Genomic DNA, 20042 nt, shown 5'->3' with positions numbered 1-20042 from the left:
ATTAGTTTTTTCTTTTAATTTGCCAGCTTGCTTATCAATAAGCTTGGGTTGCTAAGCCAATTATTTAAAAGTTTGACTAAAGTTTAATTTCTAGCTTGACAAAGCGGCTTACCGACCAACTAGTCATAATTAGCAAAAACGGCCAACCCTGATGTGCTTACCAGTAGCTTATCCTCGCCTACCTTACCCGCCACCTATCTTTCGATATTCCCTGGTCCCCAGCAGCAGCACATTGGAATCCGGATAAAACCTGATAATCTTTGAATTCTTTGCTACCTGGATCGATTCACTTTCCTCATCCCAGATCCCCAGCCACTTCTCCGATGCATATTCCTGCTTGCCCAGCTTACCGTTTTCGATCCGCCTGAAGCCTGTCTTTCGAACGACCGGATAAGAACTTTTAACCGGATTGAGTTCCCCAACGGTAAGCGTATCAAAGGCTTCACTATATTCTCCCTTCGCATGATTCACGTAAGTTCCCGGGATAAAAGACTGCAGATCATTGGGACCTTTACAGGCGGTAAAGGCTAAGATGCCCAGCGATAAATAAATCAGTTTTGTTTTCATGATATTTGGTTAGGTTATTTGATTGTTGAATGGATGGTTATATTGTTATATTGCTGGATTGATGTATTGACATATATTTGGATTGATTTATTGCCTGATAATGCATTTTATCCAGACAGCTGATGGGTAACCGGCAGATTTTCAATACGCGATAAATAATTAGCTTACCCCCACGCTTACCCTGGCTTTTCCTTTGCCCGCATCTCTGCTGCCAGTACCGAAATTCCTTTTTGGATGCTCCCGTACTGTTTGGCATATCGCTGCACCTGTACCTTTTCCCGCTCTTCAGTCGTGTAGGCCAAATACTCCTCTAAACTTACCTCTGTCCGGTAGACCTTACTCATCTGCCCGCCCAGCGAGATAAAAATCTCTTTATACTTCAGTTTGGGATCATTGGCTTTGTTCATCGAAAGCACCAATGCCTTCTCCTTATCGGTCAGTCCTAAAAGCTCATGAATCTGGTCAAACTTGTTTTGATATTTACTCTGGTCCAGCAAAATCTTACAATCTGCATTATTGATGATGGCCTGCTTTACTATGGGTGAAGAAATCACGTCCTCAATTTCCTGTGTTACCACAATCGGTTCTCCAAAGAACTTACGCATGGTCTTAAACAGGTAGCGGATATATTCAGCCATGCCCTCTTTGGCAATCGCCTTCCAGCATTCTTCAATCAAAACCACTTTTCGGATCCCCTTTAACTTCCTCATTTTGGAAATGACCATTTCCATAATGATCAGCGTTACCACTGGAAAGAGGATTGGATGGTCCTTCACATTATCCAGTTCAAATACAATAAAGCGTTCCTGCAACATATCCAGGTTTTCTGAAGCATTGAGCAAATAATCAAATTCCCCGCCCCGGTAATAGGGATTGAGCACATAAAGAAAATTGCCCACATCAAAATCTTTTTCCTTGACCTTTCCATCCTCCAGCACCTGCATATATTGCGACATCAAAAATTCATAGAAGGAATTAAAGCAAGGGAATACATCTGCCCTTACCTCCAAATGCTCATAATACAGTTTCAACGCATTGGATATCGCCACATATTCTGACCTCCTATACGGCTCATCATCCTTTTTCCAAAGCGCCAGCAGCAAGGTTTTAATGCTCTCCTTTTTTTCGGTATCCAAAACATCCCCTGGAGCTAAATAAAAAGGATTAAATTTAATTGGATCTTCCTCGCTATAGGTAAAATAGTATCCCCCCACCAGCTCGCATAGCCCTTTATAACTGTGACCAATATCAACCAAAATGCAGTGCGCCCCTTGCTCATAATAACTGCGCATCATGTGGTTTACGGCAAAGGATTTACCTGATCCTGATGGCCCGATCAGCAGCTTCGCCCGATTGGTAATCAGCCCTTTCTCCCAGGGCTCATCACTGATATCCACATGTACCGGCTTTCCGGTTAAGCGGTCTCCCATCCGGATCCCAAATGGACTTAAAGAGCTCTGGTAGGCCGTTTCCAGGTTAAAAAAGCATACCGCTTGCTCTAAAAAAGTATCAAAGCAATCATTCATCGGAAAGTCTGCCGCATTTCCAGGAAGCCCTGCCCACCAGATCTGCGCCTGCCCATCGGTTTCCCGTTTGGCCGAAGCATCCAGCCCTGCCATGGCAGATCCCACCAGGTTTTTCAAATCCAAAGCTTTCGCTCGATCCGAAGACCAGGCCAGCACATTGAAATGCGCCCTGACTGGCAAACGCTGCGCCGCTACAGCCTCATTGAGAAAGTCGTTCACTGCATCCCTGGACAAAGCATTTTCACGGGAATATGCCGACAAGGACTGCAAACGCAACTTTTTTGCCTCCAGTTTCTTCAGCACCTTATCCCTATCCGAGATAAAAACGTACTGGTTAAAAATATGGTTGCAGGACAATAGCGATCCCAGCGGGCTTGCAAAACCGATACTAAACTTTGACCTATCCGAACTGTACTTATCATAATTGATCCTACTTCCACAAAGCGCTGGCAAATCCTCCACGTCAGAAAGCGCATACAACTCACAGCGTTTATCCCCCACCCGGATTTCATCCCGCAGATGGATATCCGAAATCACCGGTATTTCCTCCTTGCCCAATAAAAAACAGTAACGCTCGATTAGCCCTGGTTTATTCGCCGTTCCGGCCAGCTCATTATCAGATAGCTTAACCATTGACACAAAACCACTATCAGATAAAATCCTACAGAACTGCCCCACATAATCCAGAAAGGAAGTAAACAGATCCGCACTTAATGTTTGTTCCGGCACAATGCGCTTGCGCAAAATATTGCTATAAGCGGAATTTGAAAGCTTTCGGCCTGATGGCTTCATCGTCAGCATCACATAACACTCATGGTCTAAAAATTCCCGCTCATTGAAAAAGCGCTCTGAGCTACCAGACAAAAAACTATGTTCAGCATTAAAATCAGCCTTAAACTTACTTTCCAAAAACCAATCCTGTTTATGCAGCACCGTTCCTACGGGTAGCACACGGATCGCTTTTACCCAGGCCTGGTGATAGCTCTCGTAATCCCTTTCCGATAGCGTAAATATTTCCGGCAGCGACAAACGAAACGCTACCGTCAAATCCCCCTGCATCGACTGGATGCAATCATGCTCTACCTTATAGATTGGAAATATGTCTTTAGCTTCGATCATAGCCCAGTATATTTAAGTCCTGTAAAAATCCTGCGGCTACGAAACACCAGATACTTTGGAACCGAGCGCTTTGCCAAAAACTTGAGCAGCCCATACTCCCCGAAACGGGCACTCATGCGGAAAACAACTATAAATAATCCCCCGCCCAAAACGCTTACCAAAACCATCAACAGCACAAGTGGCACCCCCGATACATAACCGATCGCAAAACCGACAAGTAACAGTACCAAGCCCAAAGCCAGATAAGCAATGTATTGCGCTTTTAAGCCCTTGAACACAATTGGCCTGCCTACCCCCTTATTGATATGATAAACTGTTGCCATGACCTATATCCCGAAAAATGATTTTAAAACCGTTGCCACAATCACCAGAAATACACAACTTCCAAACCATGCAGAAGCTACTTTGGAAGTATCCGGCTCTCCGGCATTCCACTTGTTAAAGACCTTGACAGCGCCTATGATGCCCATAACTGCACCGATGGCATACATCAGATCGCAGCCGGTATCAAAATAACCCACCACTTTATCCGTAGCTTCCTGAATACCCGCATTCCCATCCTGGGCAAAAAGCGGCAAACCACTAACAAACTGATAAGTGCAAAGCACATATAGGGCTAATAAAAATTTGGCAAAAACCTGCCCGCGAGGGCTGTTGAATTGATTTTTCATAGAAATCGATAGATAGAATGAATAGATGTAGGGTAGAAATGAAATGGATAGAAACCGCCAACAAGAGAGAAAACAAAAACTCGCAGGTAAAACTAATACCAGAGATTCTCCAGCTCCTCAGCACCAATATGAAAAGCAGCATGACCAGCAATGAACTCATTTATGGCTCCAATGCGCGGATGCGAACTCATGCCTGGATAATTCTCTTTGATCACTTTCATGAGTGCCAGAAAATCCTGCTTGGAACCATCCTCTTTTGCTAGCAATAAAAAAACATTTTTTATCTCCTCAAGCAAATCCGGCACCAGCCCCTGTTGATCGGCGACATTACGCTCATCCAAATCCACAAATCCAATATCTTCCATTCCTACGCTAGTCATTCCCTCTGGCAGTTTTGCTTTTCCCATCAGATCATCCGCAATTTCCTCACTACCCGCAGCAGAAGTACCGTCATCAGGAATAGTTGCACGACCGGCATGAAGCTTATGTCCCGAACCCAATCCCAAACCTGCACCAATTAAACCCCGCCCATTTTTCCTAAGCAAAAAGAACACCAGCACACCACCGTACCAGAGCAGCGCCAACACCAGCAGCACAACTATAAATCCCGAAGTAGAAAAACGATACAACATAAGACCTCATGCTAGATCCCGGCACCCCATTGTACCGGGATTTGATAAAGCAAAGTTGCAAAGCCCCCAAATCTTCCTATCCAATATTGGATAGATTGGATTGAAAACAGCCCCTCAGCATCCTAAAAGCAGAAAAAACTTCCCCTAAAACCCATTCCGCCTTCTCAGCTTTTCCGGGTCGTAAGCATCATCATCCTCCATTTTTTTCAGCATCGCTGCTTTCATCATATCCAAAAACGCCGTCTTGCTCATTGTTTTTCTCGCCTTTAAATCATCAAAGCCGCGTTTGGGCACCCGAAGGTTCACCCCAAAAAACTCCCCCACGATCTTAAACAGCTCCACGATCCCAATTGCACCATTATTCACCTGACCAGTTAAATGAATCCCATGCGCCAGCTCAATTAAATGGATATCCTCACCGGTCCACTTAAACTGCCGCTGCAAACTGCCCGCAGCATCCACCACCGTAGCAGAAAGCGAAGCAGGGCCCGAAAGAGCATGCAGCAAAGCCAAAATCTCATTCCTAAGCCGCTCAAAAGCCACAAACGAGCTCACCAGCTCCGCCATCGGCGTACCCAAAAACGGCTCATAAGCCAAAACAAAAGGCTGCAACACATTCCCCGCATCATTCCTTGTATAAAAAAGCTCATCCAGCATTTCCCCATCCAAACGGAAATAATCATAATGCATACTGTTCTGCTCAAAAAACCGGGCGATCTCCCGCAGCTTCAGCAAGCAGTACTTTTTCTTCGCCTTTAACCCACTATCCGGTACATCCACCAAAAAATACTGATATGCCGTTTCAAAAACAATCAAAGACTTAAAACGCGGATAGATCGTTTTATAATAAAGAATCTCTTCTAAAGAATCTTCAGACGGATGCTCCGATACAAAATCAGAAAGCACGCCAATTGCATCAGCGATCAGCGCAGTTCGCGCCTTTAGACGCGCTACATCAGAAAATTCCTGAACAGCTAAAGATTCTAACCGGATATCAAGCTCGGCCAACAGTTTTTCACTAAACTTTAAATACATAGGACTGATATTAGATAAAATCCCACTTTGCCCGTTAACCGGCAACAACTCTCACAAGCAGGAAGAAAAATAAACACATAACCCAAACAGCTATAAACCACTCACATCCATCGCGAGCTCAAAAGCGAAACGTGCGTTATAGTCACCGATATACTAAAGCATAAGATAAAGCGTTAACTATCTGTATCCGATCCGCAAGGACAATATTACCCCGTTTAAAAATAACAATGGTTGATCTGTGACACAATCGATCACCATGCAGCATTTTAACATCTCCGAAGATGACTTACTGGAAACATTAAGCTTCATCATGCCCCTTCCAACTCCTATGCAAAATAGGATAAAAGAAGAAAGCCTCATCGAAACTTTCGAACGTAAAAAAATCCTATTATCACCTGGCGAAACTGCCCGGCGCATTTACTTTATCCGAAGCGGTTTTCTCCGGTCCTACTTCATCGACGAAGATGGAAAAGAATGCACCACCTGGTTCAGCGGCAAAGGTGATCTGATGACCTCAGCATCCAGCTTTTTCAGCCAGCAACCTGCAAATGAGTACATCGAAGTGCTTCAAGACTGCAAACTCCAATCCCTCACCTGGCTTGAACTCAATGCCTATTATGCCGATTTCAAAGAAGGCAATCTTCTCGGCAGAATTATCATCCAGAAATACTATATCCTGGGCGAAGAACGCGCCATCCTACTACGCACACAAAGACCGGAACACAAATATGATCTCCTGCTCAAAAACCATCCCCAGATCGAACAACAAACCACACAACAAAACATAGCCTCTTACCTCGGCATAAGCAGGGAAACACTCAGTAGAATCCGGAGAAAAAAACTAGAAATGTGTCACCTGACACAAAAACAACAAAAAGATAAGCAGTAAATTTTAACAGAACCTTACAAAAAAAACTATTATAACGAAAAGCATTTCAAATATTAGGTCTTACCTACAAAACCTTCCTTTAACATTTGAGATAATTTGCGACTTCGTTAATTCCTGAAAATCAGCCTGCAAATAGGTCGAAATTTGACCAGTAACGGCTACTCGCGAAAAGCTTATCGTAAGATAGGCTTTTTTAGTCTTATAGCTTTTTTATTTGGGTACAGTGTATTGGGTCATATTTTGGGCAGGTAAATTCAGGACGGTGCACTTTACATTTATTCGATTTGAATCACCGTTAGATAGATCATATAAAAGATCAATTGCATTTCCATCTTTCAGCACCAATAGTGCCATAAGGATCTCATCGTTTAAAAGTACAGTAATAGTATTCCATTTTATTTGATCGAGTGTCCGTGCCATATTAATTTAGGTTTCTTTAAAGATGGAAAACTTTATCATAGAATAAAAGCGCCTGAGTAGACTACCTCTCCGATTTTAACCTAACAGCACTTTAAGCTCAATTTTCATTTGCATTATCAACTAAAGATCTAAGAACTAAAGTAAAAAAGCGTGCAAGAGAAAGTTCAAAGTTCAATTGAGAAAACCATTACTCAAGATCACGCTCAAAAGTTTTTTTATCGGAACGCAAAACAACTATTTTAGTCACTTGCCCATCTTCAATATCCATTTTAAGTTTACTAGTTTTCACTTCGTCATTAGGATCCAGAATATCGATATTACCTATTTTATCCGAAGGACCAGACATTTTGATATCACTAGTAATACTGATAGTAGATTTATTGAGGGAATCATCCACTAGAAAAAGATCCTTCGTGAACGACCTTGGAAATTTCTTTACAATCTGTTCATCGTATTTTTTACGAAGACTAGGGTCATCATCAAAAAATTCAGCATAAGATTTTGGATCTACAATTTTATTAGATGACTCCCTATAGTCAGCTTTAATTCTTATCTTTAAGTTTTTCCGGCTTGTAAAATCCTTGATATTTCTCTCCACAAAATCAGTAAAAGAAACTAAAAAAGCGTTAGTTTGGATTTTATCATTATTAGATGTGCTAAACCCTAAAAAGTCACGGTAAAAATAACTTGCCAAATCCTTTTTACTCGGAGAAAAATTATCATCATAAACAAAGGTCTCAAATCCACTACTTCCTTTTTTTGCCTTGTTAGAGTGAATGAGTATTCCGATTTTGTAGAATTCCTTTGCAGGAGAGAGAAATAGTTCTTTGATCAGTTGAATAGCTGTGCCATTCAAAGTTAGTGCCTCCTGCAGTTCAGCCTTGATGACCATAACGGCATTATTCTTATCAACAACACCATCTATAATAACCAATAATCCTCCGGGCCTTGTACCCGCCTGATGCGCGTCAACAGCAATTTCAGTAATATCTTTGGTAGCCTGAACGAAAGCTTCCGCCCCAAGTTCATTCAAATCTTTGGCCAAATTCCAAAAACTATCGCTTTCAGTATATTCCAGCTTCGTTTCAAAAAAACGATTGGATTTGCCAACCGCATCATAAATTCTCGTAAGCAGGGTCTCTTTAGTATCCTTATCCAGCGTGTGTATCAAATCCGAACTATCAGAGTAAGCGTCATGGGCCTTAGTCTTCCCGATGATTTTATGGATTATCAGACGAGAGATGTTAATTTCTTTAAATTTCATGTTATAATTCGTTTAAATCCAAAAGACTTTCGGTATCCAAATCCAAAAGGCTAGCGGAATATTTTAGGTAAGGTGGCTTTTCCAGTATGACATTATTTAAGTGCTGCGAGATACAGAACAGCAGGTAAGCCAAGTTCCTTCCTCCCTGCGAGCAATCAATAAACTTCCATTCAACCGAGGATAAATCCGTCACATATTCTGGATAAAGCTGTACAGTTAATTTATTATGTTGTAGATCTTCCTTATTGACCAATACAAAAATACCTCGGTTCAAAATGACAGTGATATTGGGCTGGAACTTTAGGGTGTGATCCAATTTATACAGATTCTTGAATTTATGAAAATCCGAATCCTCTTTAATCGCAAAAGCAAAATTAAACAGCGGATTTCTAATCGGATTTTTGGTCAGCTCCACATCAAGCTGCACTTCCTGGTTTCCTGAAATGAGCGTTTTACTATCTATGCCCTTTCTGACAAGCCTATTTTTCAAATCTGCGATAGATGCCATCGAATCCTCCAAATTCTTAAGATTCCAGGTAGCCTTGATCTCCCCGGTTAAATAGATCGACTCATAGAAGAACAACTCGGTAGTGTCATTGAAATGAGCAATAGGATTATGGTCAATATGCTCCGATATAATCAGGTCATATTGCTTACTTACATTAAGATCCTGATCAATAATATGCCCGTTACTTATTTTATACTTCAAGGGCAAAAGTTCGCTCAACATACTCCTGACTGCTATCTCAATCTCGTTGCCAGAAGCCTTGATATCTCGGGCGCGGTGTAAAATAGAAGATAAATTAGCGGAAATCGTAAGCCGGTCAGCATAAGTCTGATAGAGCTTCATTAGCTCCAATGTTATTTTTTTATCTGCCATTTTCAGAATTGCCAATTACTCAAGAAAAATAAATATAGTAATTTATCATAACCGAAATTTACGGATTCCCGTAAAACTAAAAAATATTAAAGTCGGTAGATAAATCTATCCACAGCAATGATCTACTAATCATTACCGACTCGCCCTTCTCACAAATATTTAAGTTATTGCCATTTGATAAAATGCTTACATTGAAATCTTCATCCAAGGCTCTGAATATATCTTAAACATAGGTCATACATTTTCGACCAAATCGCCAATAAATTTATAACAACCAGATAAGCGTAGGTCACTTATACTCCATTATATCACACCAAGTGATTTGGCAACTACATGTCAAGTTTGTTGACTACGTTTTTGTAATTTATATAGTTGCTCATTATTTGTAAGTCATATTCCAAAAGAAAAAAATTATCTATGCTGGGTTTATCTATAATGTTTGTTTCATTTTCGTTAAGTTTTTCTCTGAGCTCCATCAACAATCTCCCAAGTGCATTAACTCCTTCATAATAACTGCCGCAGTCGACTGCCCCCCAAATTTTATCAGTGTCCGTGTATTCTACGATAGGCATATTTTTCGTCGATAATAATATTTCAGAAAATTGCTTTAAATTCTGCTGAAGCTTCATTTGCAAACAAAAGCGCATTATCTTAAATCTTACTGAATTCCAATCTGGTCTTTCGGACTTGGAATGCAGGCGCGAGATTTTCTTGGCATACATAGGACTTGAAGCGCTTAAAATTCTTTTCTGAATGTCAAGCTGCTTTGGGTATTTACATGCTTGATATAAAGTTTCAATATTACCTATTATTAGATTACCAATCCTAACAGGAAAACCTGGTGCCATATTAGATAGAGAGCCTAACTCTCCTTTTGTACTACGGAAAGTAATACATTCTCCTTTTAGATACCTTCTAATTTGATTCTTTTTATCTTCCACGGTTTGCTACAGAGAACAAAGGTATCCAATTATGGTTTTCCCACCAATAAATTATTGGGCATGTGTTAGAAATATTCCTCCATGTGAACGCGTGACTTCCAGTTCCAAAAGTTTTATAACTAGGATATCCAAATCCAAGCGGACGAGTTGATGGACTCAAATTTTCAGCTCTTGATAAAATTTCAATACCTTTATTCAGTATAATTTGTTCATAACGATTTCTATTCTCGGGGGAAGAATAAAATTCCTCTTTTCCTGGCCTCTCATTGTCACGATAAGCATACGTCTCATGTTTTTCGGCCTCCAAGGATTGTAAATATATCTCCCAATGATCACAGTCGTCCGGTTTAATCGGATAGACATGATTAAATTTCGGATTATTATTATAATAGTTAATCCGTGGATCATTCTCTATTTCATGAACTCTATGGAAGGTTAATGAGGTAAAAACTCCTCCGAAATCCATAGAAAGGCCATATTTAACAATTTTATAACCCCAAGTGTGTAGGAAGAAAAAGATTGGTATAAGTTTAATGCCTTGATCCTGAAATTTATCGGTTCCATAGGCTAATACTTCTTTTTTAATGTCTCTTTTAAAAGTACCTCCTGAAGCTAAAACATCATCAACATAAATCCAAAACTTGATGTTCTCACTATTACTTGTATTAATTGAAAAGCCAAATTGTTTCATGCAGATTTCTGTTAGGAATTCCAACAACTTAGTTTGACTTTTCTCTTCCGACTGACAACTTAGAAATCTTGAATCGTTAAGAAAGGACTTAATATCATCGTATTTATTGTATTCGGCGAGATACTTGAAAATTTGTTCAAATTCACCAACTACTAATTCTTTCGAAATATAGGATTTAGGAAGAATATGATATAATTCTTCTAAGATAAACTGTCGATCATTCTCATCGAATTGATTTGCCCAACGCATGACGTGATCCTTATCTATAAAAATTCCATCATCGTTGCGATAGTCCTTTATTAAATTGACTATGAGAGCTGCTAATTCATCCATTTATTTATATTAGTTATATTTGTACCTTAGGCATCTGATCATAGGTCCTGCCATTAAGAAGCCTACCTGATGCTTTTTTATTCTTTCCACCCCACTGCTTAAAAAAGAAAGGGACAAAAGATATCTCACATTGATATTGAATGTTTTCAACCCACTCAATTTCCATTGGCCTTGGTCTAAAACCACTTTCTCCCCCAACAATTACCCAATCGATTTTCTTCAAATTTAGTTCATTTAGTGGTCCAATAAGTGGCTCCAATGATAGAAATTTAATTTTCGCGCCTGTTTTACGTAGGTAATCAATCCGATCAACAACTTTATCATTTTCTACTGAAACGCCCATCCATATATTATTAGTCCATTTTAATTGTTTGTGTATTTCAAAAAGTCTTGCCGCCCTTTTTGTCAGAACTTGAAAAACATGCTGAGGATTCTGGTTCATTACTTTGAAGACTGCGACAATGTATTCTAATGGTATTTCTTCGTGGAATAAATCACTCATTGAATTAACAAAAACTACCTTAGGACTCTTCCATAGAAAAGGAATGTTTAATGAGGCAGGATGCGGTTTAACTGTTGTAAAACCATCCTTATATTTTTCTTGTCCCATTCCTTTCAATCTTCTGGACATAATCTCAGCATAGCAAAATTTACAGCCTGCTGAGATTTTTGTGCATCCAACAGTCGGATTCCAAGTCATTTCCGTCCATTCAATCGAAGATGTAGCCATTATTTAAACTTTAACATGCAATAGTTTGAAATCAAAACTGCTACCTGGTGAGATACGTTATCTGTAAATGTAGATTTAAGCCTCCCCTCAGTCACTAACTTTCTTAGAGCCTGCGAATAATGGCTTCTACTATATAGATTAGTTTTCTGATGTTCATCAAATAAAGCCATAGCAGAAATTTGTTTTCCTGCATAAGATTCAAGAAGTTCATCCTTTAATTTATCAATATTCATACTTTGGGTATCAAACAATTCAATTATCTCATTCTTAATAACCTTAGAATCAAACGTGTAAGTATTAATTCCATCAAAAATAGTTCCGACATTGGCAAAGTCTGTGTATATTTGTTTGACAAGATCAAACCCCCTGAAATGCTTTGTTATATGTAAAATATAATGACTCGTAGCGTCGTTATCTTCTTCTTTAAACTTAAATGCAGTATAATACACTTTACTATTTAGTATTTTCTCATACTCTTTACCCAGACAATCAATTATGAGGCTTATTCTCTCAGCAGTATTTAACTTATATCTTCGATCGATTCTAACCTGTGCTAGCGTGGTAGGAAATAGATTTTGCATGAGGTCCTCAAATTTGTCGTTTTCAAGAGCAGGGTGTATGCGTTTAATATTCACAAAAAGAAAAATTTCATTACCCCAATTCTTCATGAACTGCGCAAGTATTTTTGTTTCTATAGCCTTATATCCAAAGGGATCGATAAATAATAATGTCGGATGCTCGTTGTTTTTCCCGACATGAGTGTTTTTCAATAAATAGTCTTTAACTCTAGTGTCTTCCCCAACAGTCCGATTTGCAAAAAAAGGCTTATTTTTAAAAGTCCCTTCTGGGAAATACTCATAAAAATTGGATTTAAGGGTATCCGTGTGTTCTTTGTCGTTAAAAATAAAGTGAACTTTATCCTTTAAAAACGCATCTTCTTTACAGTCTCTTGCCAAAAGAATTGGCGTTGATAGATTCCCGTCTCTGTATATTCCCGGGCCAGCAAAAAGATCGGTAAATCTGATCGAGGTTGGCATATATTTTTTTGAAATAATTTTACAATAACTAGGGAAATATTTTGAAACTATATTTGCTTTTATTTTGGAAGAGGCAGTTTGTTCTTCGAAAAATGTTTTTTCTGACATTGTTAACTTAGATTACTTGATTGAGCGTTATTCTTAATTAAATTTAACAACCACTAATATAAACATTTAAGTGTTAATTCTTATCATCATCAATTTAAACAACAATTAGCTAATAAATGGCAAACCATGCTGTAAAAATAGCGCTTGTCAAAAATAAGTTATGAACAATCTAGAAGTTTAGTTGTAGAACGATTGAGATTTAATTAGAATGATAAGTTGCAATTGAATATAGATTATGATCACCAATGCTAAAGACAATATTTGAGTGATCCCCTTTATCATGACATCAAAGCGACTTAACAAATTAAATTCATCAGATCCCAGATTATTACTGTCTTTCTGGCTGAGATTTGATTATTTCCTCTAAGTCTGTCCTAAGTGCTTTACTAACCTCCAAAAGTGTAGATAACAAATAGTCTGCCTTCGCGTTCTCAATCCGACTAATCTTTGCCCTATTTACACTGCAATAACTAGCTAGTTCATCTTGAGACCAACCAAGCTGGTTACGCAAAAATCTCACATTTTTACCAATTTGAATATAAAGATTTTGAAACTCCACTTTCATTCGAGAAAGTTGCTATAATCTGAAAAATAAAAACGTGTCAATATTGACACATATTCAAATTTTTCGTACCTTTATAATATTCATTAGCAGTTATTTCTTTAATACTGGTGATTGAAACAATTTTATTTGGCATTTATTTCAACGAAGCCTTGCTACAATAGACCTAGGAAATCTTAAAGCACGTAAGGCAATAGGTGAGTGATATGCCCATTTTCTATATATTTGTAGAAATGGGCCACTCTCCGTATTGCGTGCTTTTGAACTTCGGTTCAATCCCTTCCTAGGGGGTATTGTAGCATACGGAGGGTGGCCCATTACATACTCCCTCTCAACTTTATTGCTTAATGTCATAATTACAGAAGCAATGAAAACTATACCTAAGTTTTATTTAAAAATCCTTCTCGCGTTGATTATCTGCGCCCCTGAATAGTCCCCATACACCAGGCGGTTACGCCATGTTCATCGGTTAATGATTATTTCAAACATGGCCCCCGTCCTGGTTTTTTAGCACAAACAGTAACCCACAACTAACCATATAACCACATGAAAAAAACAATAATATTTATTGTACTGGCCACGCTTTGCCCAATACTAAAGCTTAGCGCCCAGACCAACAACCAGATCAGTGGACGGGTCGTCACCGCAAATGATGGCAAAGCCCTCCCCAGTGCTACCATCAACATCAAAAATTCAAATGTCACAGTCCAGTCCGCAAAAGACGGCACATTCACTATCCTTGCCAAAACCGCAAGCGGCACTTTAACTATACGCTATACCGGATACCAAAGCCAGGAAATTGGTTTCAATACCAATACCAAAACACTTGAAATCAAAATGCAGGAAGCCAATAATTCCTTCGATGACATTCAGGTTATTGGTTACGGAAAAACCACCAAACGGCTCAATACCGGATCCATTTCCACCATCAACGCTAAACAAATCGAAGAACAGCCCGTCACCAACGTACTCTCTGCACTATCTGGCAGGATGCCCGGCGTATTCATACAAACTACCAATGGCTTGCCAGGAGGTAACATTTCTGTCCAGATCCGGGGAAAAGGCTCAATCGCAGCAGGTACAGACCCCTTGTATATTGTTGATGGAGTTCCTTTCGAAGGAGCTAGTCCTAACGGAACAAACAATGCGGTAAGCACCAATAATATCGCAGGCAACATCAGTCCCTTGAATAATATCAACCCATCGGATATTGAATCCATAAATGTGCTTAAAGATGCAGATGCCACAGCCATATACGGCAGCCGCGGGGCAAATGGTGTCGTATTGATCACGACCAAAAAAGCCAAGGCAGGTGAAACCCAATATAGCTTCAACCTTCAGCAGGGATTTAGCCGTGCCGCGAGCAGCCCAAAACTCATGAACCTACAGCAATACCTGGAAGTGAGAAGGGAAGCTTTTCAAAACGATAACCGCATCCCTTCCGCTGATCCTACCTCCACCAACTATGCCCCAGACCTAACGCTCTGGAGCCAAACCGAAGGCACAGACTGGCCAGCATACTTACTCGATAATACCGCGTCTTTCACCGACCTACAAGGCAGCATATCCGGTGGAAAAAACAATACCACCTTTTCGGTCAGCGGAAATTACCGGAGCGAAGGCGCAATACTGGCCGGAGTGAACAATTTCCAGCGCGGCGGAATCCAAACCCAGCTTAACCATACCAGCAGTAATGGAAAGTTCACGCTCAATGCCAGGAGCTCATTAACCAAACAATCCAGCGTATTTGCCAATCCCGTGCTTAACCTGGATCGGAGTTATCTCAGACCACCTAACTTTCCATTGTTACTAGCCAATGGTGAAATCAACTGGTATGGCAACAGTAACATTCAGGCCGAACTGGACGCTACAAGCAAAACGTCCACCGACAATATCATCAGCAATCTGGCACTATCCTATCAGCTCCTACCATCGCTTTCTTTGAAACTAAATTCTGGTTATACCAAAACAAGCTATAACCAGAAATTAATTTTTCCCAGTAGCAGCCTGCCCCCCGGAAGTCTCAACACCACCTCTTTTTCGCAGAACAGCGGGCAATCCTTTATTGTTGAGCCACAGATAGATTATCATATCCGTATTAAAGAACTGAGCGTAAACCTTATGGCCGGCGCTACCTATCAGAACCGGACCAACGATTCTCAGTTCATCAAAGCCAACGATTTTAAGGTCGCCAGCTTAATGGAAGACCTGGGTTCAGCCTACACAATTGAAAGCCGCCAAAACACCTATAGCCATTATAAGTACGCCTCCATTTTCGGCAGGATAAACCTGAACTTAAAAAATCAGTACCTGATCAATGCCACGATAAGAAGAGATGGCTCTTCCAGGTTTGGTCCCGGGAACCGTTACGGCAATTTTGGATCAATCGGTGCAGCCTGGGTATTCAGCAATAATGAATTCATCAAAGATAACCTCAGTTGGATCAGCCACGGAAAAATAAGAGGCAGTATTGGGACCTCCGGAAATGACCAGATCGGCGATTACCAGTATCTTTCTACCTACAGCAGTCCTGGCGGCAACCTTTATCAAGATGGGGTAACCATTCGTCCCAGCCGAATCAGTAATGATGATTTTCATTGGGAAAGCACTACAAAAGCAAACATAGGATTGGAAATTGGACTTTTCAAGGAAAAAGTGCTGCTCACTGCAGACTATTACCGTAGTACTAGCCGTGACCAGCTCGTCAGTTATTCTTTACCCCGCCTGACAGGTTTTTCCGAATACCAAGCCAATCTCCCTGCGGTAATACTCAACACAGGCCTGGAGATGAGTATAGAATTGAAAATCATCAATCGCAGCAACCTGAACTGGAGCGCGCAGGGAAATATCAGCATTCCCAAAAATCGGCTCCTTTCCTTTGAAAACTTTGAAAATTCAAGCTATGCCCAATTGTATAAAATTGGAGAAGATTTAACGCGTATCCGCGGTTACCAGACTTTGGGCGTTGATCCTGCAACCGGCAATATGATTTATGCCGGACAGGACGGAAATGCCTCTACCACCCCATTCGACAATTTTACGCTGGGTAAACTCACCCCCGACTTTTATGGCGGGTTTGGCTCTTCCTTAACTTATCAAAATTTTGAACTGAATGTATTTGCCCAGTTTGTCCGGCAACAAAGCAAAGGCGACCTTAAACGTCTCCCCGGCACAGGCGTGTTCAACAACTTCGCACTAACCTATCAGCGCTGGACACCTTCAAATCGTTCCACTACCGTACCCAAAGCAACTTTAGCCAGTACCGGAGTAATTTATCCCAACTCTTCGGCCAATGTATTCAACACCTCTTATCTGCGGTTAAAAAACATATCCCTCAGTTACCGCTTCAAGGAAGCATTCCTAAAACAGATCAAAGTAAACAGTTTAAGGCTTTACGCTGAGGCTCAGAACCTGTTTACCATCTGGAACAGCGATGCGGCGGTATTTGACCCAGAGTCTGGTGTTGTTTCCACAACTGCCCTGGGGCGTAACATCCCTCCGGTAAAAACAATTGTACTGGGTCTTCAACTTAACTTTTAAAAATTTCACTATGAAAACTTATCTTTCATTTGCCATGGCTATTTTAATAATGGCTTTCACTTCACCCGGTTGCAAGCGGCTCATAGAGGTCCCAGCATCAAAAAGCCAGATTGAAGTACAAACGGTATTTTCCGATAGTACCCTGGCCACCTCTGCCCTTTTGGGTGCTTATTACTCCATGACCCAAAGCACAGTATCCTTTAAATATCTTAGCCTTTACAGTGATGAATATGCCCAGACTTCCGGCGATCCGAGTCTGGATGAATTTTATAGCAATCAGGTCAGGCCTGATAATCCCCTTAACCAATCACTCTGGGGAAACCTTTTCTCTGTTATCTATCAGGCTAACGCCATCATTCGGGAAACTAGTAACTCACCGCTCTCCCCAACCTTAAAAAACCAGCTTACTGCTGAGGCTAAATTCCTTCGCGCCTTTGCCAATTTCTACCTGGTTGAACTCTATGGCCATATCCCACTGGTCATAAGCCCCGATGTACAAGAGAACAAGACCGCATTTCAGGTAGATGAGCCCACTATCTTTCGGCAGATCATCCAGGATCTCAATGACGCTAAAGCTACCCTTCAGCCCAGCTACAAAGGCTCAGGCAAAGTCAGGGCGAACCGTTGGGCCGCAGCGGCATTATTATCCCGGGTTTACCTCTTTCAAAACCAGCACCAGCAGGCAGCCGATGAGGCTACCGCGGTTATTTCTTCAGGTCAATATTCTCCTCTAGGAACACTAGAAACTATCTTTCTGGCCGCCAGTAAAGAAGCTATCCTGCAATGGTGGGCTACAGGTGGCGCGATCCCGGACGGCTCTGCCCTGATTCCAGCGGCCGCTACCAGTGTACCGACATACGTATTAACAGCAGGGTTGAAACAGGCCTTTACTGCAGTGGACTTGCGGGGAAGCAAATGGATTGCCACAAGGACCATCAGCACCAGCGGCAATTCCACCACATACAATTATCCCTCTAAATACAAAAACAGGACTGCCAATTCTGGCAGCGCGGAATATCCTATGGCCTTGCGACTGGCTGAACAATATCTGATCCGCGCAGAAGCCCTGGCAAAACTACAACGAACATCCGAAGCCATTGCCGATGTTAATCAGACGCGGACGCGTGCAGGCCTATGCCCATTAAGCGCAACCACCAGTCAGCAGGATTGCCTTCAGGCCATTGCCTCAGAAAGAAGGCTTGAATTGTATGGAGAATATGCCCACCGCTTCCTGGACCTTAAACGGCGGGGAGAGCTATCAGCAATACTCAGCCCGATTAAAACAGGTTGGAAAAATACTGCATCAAACTTACCCATACCCCAGAACGAATTAATTTACAACTCAAACCTTAAACAAAATGAAGGCTACTAAAAAAAACTACCTGCACTTATTGATCGCAATACTATTCACCATAAATGGATATGGACAGCAAAAGATTACGGAAATAAAAACCGGAGACCCCCTGCCGGATATGATACTCAGCGGCATCATGAATAGAGACATCAAACAAATCAATTTAAAAGAGCTTTACAAAAACGCACCTCTAATCATTGATTTCTGGTTTACTTCCTGCGTGCCTTGCATCAAGGAAATGAAGTTCCTGGATTCCCTCAAAGCGCAGCATCCCGGAAAATTCAATGTATTAATGGTGACCTACCAAAAAGAAGCAGAAATTAAAGCATTTTTAAACAGGCCTAACAATAAAGATGTCAAAACATCCAACCTATACCTGGCCAACGCAGACAGCATTCTAAAAAAGATGTTTCCCCATAAAGTTGCACCGCATAATGTATGGATTGATAAACAGGGCATGGTCAGGGCTATTACCGGCACAGAGGAAGTGACAGTGACTAACGTTTTAAGGTTTGCGAACCAGGAAACCAATTTAAAAATGACGCAGAAAAAAGATATCCTGAATTTCGAGCCCATGGAGGAATTCCATCTGATGGATACCAGCTTTTCTTACCGGTCTATCATCACCCCGGCCATTCCCACCGGATCAGGTGGTTCGCTGGCCGGCACCTCCAAAGGACTTGCTTACAACCGGTTTTTCCAATATAACGCCTCAATCTCCCACCTATTCTGGACTGCCTTCAGCATTTACAACAAAAATCCATTGGGAAATTACCGGGAAAATCTGGTTGAAATCCACACTAAAGATTCTTTAAGATTACTTTATCCTTTCGGAAAACATGTTGGTCTTTTACAGCACTCCCCCTATAAAAACCTACAGGAATGGAATAAGGACAATACTTATTGCTATGCGTTAACCTTACCCGATAGAATACCGGATACATTGTTCCGGGATTACCTGTTCAGTGATCTCGAGCGCTATTTCCAGGTACACCCTGAAATTGAAAAGCGGGAACGGCTATGTACGGTGGTGAGCAAAACAAAAGGAGAAGCGTTAAAGGCAGCAGAAGCAAATCAGGGAGCATATGCGAAGATCAAATTTACGGGTGGCAAGCTCCAGATCCGAAATGCTAAAATACAGGATGTCGTGAATTATTTTTTTACCATTTACGATAACCGCACACTCAACCACCCTTTTGTAACGGAGATACCAGACTCGGAGCAGTACCGGTTCGATCTCGATCTGGATTTTAACGGGAGCAAAGCCCTCGATGAAGGCATTTCTCCTGAAGACTATTTTCAAATGCTCAGCAGGTATGGATTTCGCTTTGAGCAAAAGCTCCGCCCTTATCCGATCCTGGTGCTTTATGATTATGGAAGTAATCAATAATTCAAAACTCCTGTTAAACAAGAGGCTGTCTCAAAATAAATGAGGCAGCTTTTTTGTATTTAAATAAATCCTATGTGTCATTTCTTTGTTGCTGGCTAGAAATGTTTATTTATCCAGCATTTTTTTAAAAAGAGCAAAAGCAAGTCTTTTTAGGCTGCTTTTTTTCTAACATTTTGTGCAATTGCCAATAATCCCCATTCTATTGCCACTTTTTCTTTCCCCCGAAGCATGAAGCGGCGGAACCCGTGGTTCTGTTTAATATTCCCGAACACTGGTTCAACATCATGACACCTTTGCTTTCTTTTTTCAACTCCCTTTTCACTGTTGAGTAGCTGATATGCTTTTGCTTTATG

At 40.9% G+C, this 20042-nt stretch carries 18 protein-coding genes; 4 read left to right on the top strand and 14 right to left on the bottom strand.

All coding sequences use genetic code 11. From position 1 onward, the window contains the following. Positions 1-183 precede the first annotated feature (183 nt). The 6 genes from BMX11_RS15800 to BMX11_RS15775 form a co-directional block, all read right to left on the bottom strand. The gene (locus BMX11_RS15800; protein WP_090885978.1) at positions 184-567 is read right to left on the bottom strand and encodes a hypothetical protein; all 384 of its coding nucleotides are present in this window, start codon (positions 565-567) and stop codon (positions 184-186) included. A 176-nt stretch (positions 568-743) separates the two neighbouring features. Beyond that, positions 744-3212, bottom strand: a complete 2469-nt coding sequence (locus BMX11_RS15795; RefSeq protein WP_090885976.1) for a TraG family conjugative transposon ATPase — start codon at positions 3210-3212, stop codon at positions 744-746. Then, positions 3209-3535 (bottom strand): DUF4133 domain-containing protein, encoded by a 327-nt coding sequence (locus BMX11_RS15790; protein ID WP_090885974.1) that lies wholly within the window; start codon positions 3533-3535, stop codon positions 3209-3211. Before BMX11_RS15790 ends, BMX11_RS15795 begins: the two co-directional genes overlap by 4 nt. Before the next feature lie 3 nt (positions 3536-3538). Next, the gene (locus BMX11_RS15785) at positions 3539-3883 is read right to left on the bottom strand and encodes a DUF4134 domain-containing protein (protein WP_090885972.1); all 345 of its coding nucleotides are present in this window, start codon (positions 3881-3883) and stop codon (positions 3539-3541) included. Positions 3884-3975: 92 nt separating this feature from the next. Further along, the gene (locus BMX11_RS15780) at positions 3976-4515 is read right to left on the bottom strand and encodes a hypothetical protein (RefSeq protein WP_090885970.1); all 540 of its coding nucleotides are present in this window, start codon (positions 4513-4515) and stop codon (positions 3976-3978) included. A gap of 144 nt (positions 4516-4659) precedes the next feature. Beyond that, complete coding sequence (locus BMX11_RS15775) at positions 4660-5550, bottom strand: RteC domain-containing protein (protein WP_090885968.1); 891 nt, start codon at positions 5548-5550, stop codon at positions 4660-4662. A gap of 256 nt (positions 5551-5806) precedes the next feature. Between BMX11_RS15775 and BMX11_RS15770 the strand changes: the two genes are divergently transcribed. Continuing rightward, positions 5807-6439 carry a Crp/Fnr family transcriptional regulator gene (locus BMX11_RS15770; RefSeq protein WP_090885966.1) on the top strand — a complete coding sequence of 211 codons (633 nt, stop codon included), beginning with the start codon at positions 5807-5809 and terminating at the stop codon, positions 6437-6439. A gap of 607 nt (positions 6440-7046) precedes the next feature. Here the strand turns inward: BMX11_RS15770 and BMX11_RS15760 are convergent. From BMX11_RS15760 to BMX11_RS24850, 7 genes are all read right to left on the bottom strand, one after another. Further along, positions 7047-8123, bottom strand: coding sequence for a nucleoid-associated protein (locus BMX11_RS15760; protein WP_090885962.1), 1077 nt, complete (start codon positions 8121-8123; stop codon positions 7047-7049). 1 nt (position 8124) lies between these two features. Then, a complete protein-coding gene (locus BMX11_RS15755) occupies positions 8125-8973 on the bottom strand; it encodes a DUF6602 domain-containing protein (protein WP_139180203.1) in 849 nt (282 codons plus the stop codon). A 359-nt stretch (positions 8974-9332) separates the two neighbouring features. Further along, positions 9333-9944, bottom strand: coding sequence for an NADAR family protein (locus BMX11_RS15750; protein ID WP_090885958.1), 612 nt, complete (start codon positions 9942-9944; stop codon positions 9333-9335). After that, the gene (locus BMX11_RS15745) at positions 9934-10968 is read right to left on the bottom strand and encodes a phosphoribosyltransferase-like protein (protein WP_090885956.1); all 1035 of its coding nucleotides are present in this window, start codon (positions 10966-10968) and stop codon (positions 9934-9936) included. The genes BMX11_RS15750 and BMX11_RS15745 overlap by 11 nt, the downstream gene beginning before the upstream one ends. 13 nt (positions 10969-10981) lie before the next feature. Continuing rightward, a complete protein-coding gene (locus BMX11_RS15740; RefSeq protein WP_090885954.1) occupies positions 10982-11698 on the bottom strand; it encodes a DUF5131 family protein in 717 nt (238 codons plus the stop codon). Further along, entirely contained in the window at positions 11698-12843 is a 1146-nt protein-coding gene (gene tcmP / locus BMX11_RS15735; RefSeq protein WP_090885952.1) for a three-Cys-motif partner protein TcmP, read from the bottom strand. Before tcmP ends, BMX11_RS15740 begins: the two co-directional genes overlap by 1 nt. Before the next feature lie 328 nt (positions 12844-13171). Beyond that, positions 13172-13408 (bottom strand): helix-turn-helix domain-containing protein, encoded by a 237-nt coding sequence (locus tag BMX11_RS24850; RefSeq protein WP_090885950.1) that lies wholly within the window; start codon positions 13406-13408, stop codon positions 13172-13174. A gap of 543 nt (positions 13409-13951) precedes the next feature. Between BMX11_RS24850 and BMX11_RS15725 the strand changes: the two genes are divergently transcribed. Genes BMX11_RS15725 through BMX11_RS15715 form a run of 3 tightly spaced genes read left to right on the top strand, consistent with a single transcriptional unit; the run spans position 13952 to position 19689 of the window. Further along, positions 13952-16945 carry a SusC/RagA family TonB-linked outer membrane protein gene (locus BMX11_RS15725; protein ID WP_090885948.1) on the top strand — a complete coding sequence of 998 codons (2994 nt, stop codon included), beginning with the start codon at positions 13952-13954 and terminating at the stop codon, positions 16943-16945. A gap of 10 nt (positions 16946-16955) precedes the next feature. After that, complete coding sequence (locus tag BMX11_RS15720; protein ID WP_090885946.1) at positions 16956-18317, top strand: RagB/SusD family nutrient uptake outer membrane protein; 1362 nt, start codon at positions 16956-16958, stop codon at positions 18315-18317. Next, the gene (locus BMX11_RS15715) at positions 18304-19689 is read left to right on the top strand and encodes a TlpA family protein disulfide reductase (RefSeq protein ID WP_090885945.1); all 1386 of its coding nucleotides are present in this window, start codon (positions 18304-18306) and stop codon (positions 19687-19689) included. Before BMX11_RS15720 ends, BMX11_RS15715 begins: the two co-directional genes overlap by 14 nt. A gap of 149 nt (positions 19690-19838) precedes the next feature. Here the strand turns inward: BMX11_RS15715 and BMX11_RS15710 are convergent. Then, positions 19839-20042 (bottom strand): transposase (locus tag BMX11_RS15710; protein WP_139180202.1); only part of this gene is annotated, 204 nt, incomplete at its 5' end.

This window comes from Pedobacter rhizosphaerae (assembly GCF_900111155.1).
Taxonomy (GTDB): domain Bacteria; phylum Bacteroidota; class Bacteroidia; order Sphingobacteriales; family Sphingobacteriaceae; genus Pedobacter; species Pedobacter rhizosphaerae.
The sequence above is the reverse complement of the archived record's forward strand: the minus strand, read 5'-3'. Positions and strand labels throughout refer to the sequence as shown.

What these genes read in the sequence shown, in the direction of transcription:
- BMX11_RS15800 (WP_090885978.1), bottom strand. Translation starts at nt 567, where the DNA reads ATGAAAACAAAACTGATTTATTTATCGCTGGGCATCTTAGCCTTTACC.
- BMX11_RS15795 (WP_090885976.1), bottom strand. Translation starts at nt 3,212, where the DNA reads ATGATCGAAGCTAAAGACATATTTCCAATCTATAAGGTAGAGCATGAT.
- BMX11_RS15790 (WP_090885974.1), bottom strand. Translation starts at nt 3,535, where the DNA reads ATGGCAACAGTTTATCATATCAATAAGGGGGTAGGCAGGCCAATTGTG.
- BMX11_RS15785 (WP_090885972.1), bottom strand. Translation starts at nt 3,883, where the DNA reads ATGAAAAATCAATTCAACAGCCCTCGCGGGCAGGTTTTTGCCAAATTT.
- BMX11_RS15780 (WP_090885970.1), bottom strand. Translation starts at nt 4,515, where the DNA reads ATGTTGTATCGTTTTTCTACTTCGGGATTTATAGTTGTGCTGCTGGTG.
- BMX11_RS15775 (WP_090885968.1), bottom strand. Translation starts at nt 5,550, where the DNA reads ATGTATTTAAAGTTTAGTGAAAAACTGTTGGCCGAGCTTGATATCCGG.
- BMX11_RS15770 (WP_090885966.1), top strand. Translation starts at nt 5,807, where the DNA reads ATGCAGCATTTTAACATCTCCGAAGATGACTTACTGGAAACATTAAGC.
- BMX11_RS15760 (WP_090885962.1), bottom strand. Translation starts at nt 8,123, where the DNA reads ATGAAATTTAAAGAAATTAACATCTCTCGTCTGATAATCCATAAAATC.
- BMX11_RS15755 (WP_139180203.1), bottom strand. Translation starts at nt 8,973, where the DNA reads ATGAAGCTCTATCAGACTTATGCTGACCGGCTTACGATTTCCGCTAAT.
- BMX11_RS15745 (WP_090885956.1), bottom strand. Translation starts at nt 10,968, where the DNA reads ATGGATGAATTAGCAGCTCTCATAGTCAATTTAATAAAGGACTATCGC.
- BMX11_RS15740 (WP_090885954.1), bottom strand. Translation starts at nt 11,698, where the DNA reads ATGGCTACATCTTCGATTGAATGGACGGAAATGACTTGGAATCCGACT.
- tcmP (WP_090885952.1), bottom strand. Translation starts at nt 12,843, where the DNA reads ATGTCAGAAAAAACATTTTTCGAAGAACAAACTGCCTCTTCCAAAATA.
- BMX11_RS24850 (WP_090885950.1), bottom strand. Translation starts at nt 13,408, where the DNA reads ATGAAAGTGGAGTTTCAAAATCTTTATATTCAAATTGGTAAAAATGTG.
- BMX11_RS15725 (WP_090885948.1), top strand. Translation starts at nt 13,952, where the DNA reads ATGAAAAAAACAATAATATTTATTGTACTGGCCACGCTTTGCCCAATA.
- BMX11_RS15720 (WP_090885946.1), top strand. Translation starts at nt 16,956, where the DNA reads ATGAAAACTTATCTTTCATTTGCCATGGCTATTTTAATAATGGCTTTC.
- BMX11_RS15715 (WP_090885945.1), top strand. Translation starts at nt 18,304, where the DNA reads ATGAAGGCTACTAAAAAAAACTACCTGCACTTATTGATCGCAATACTA.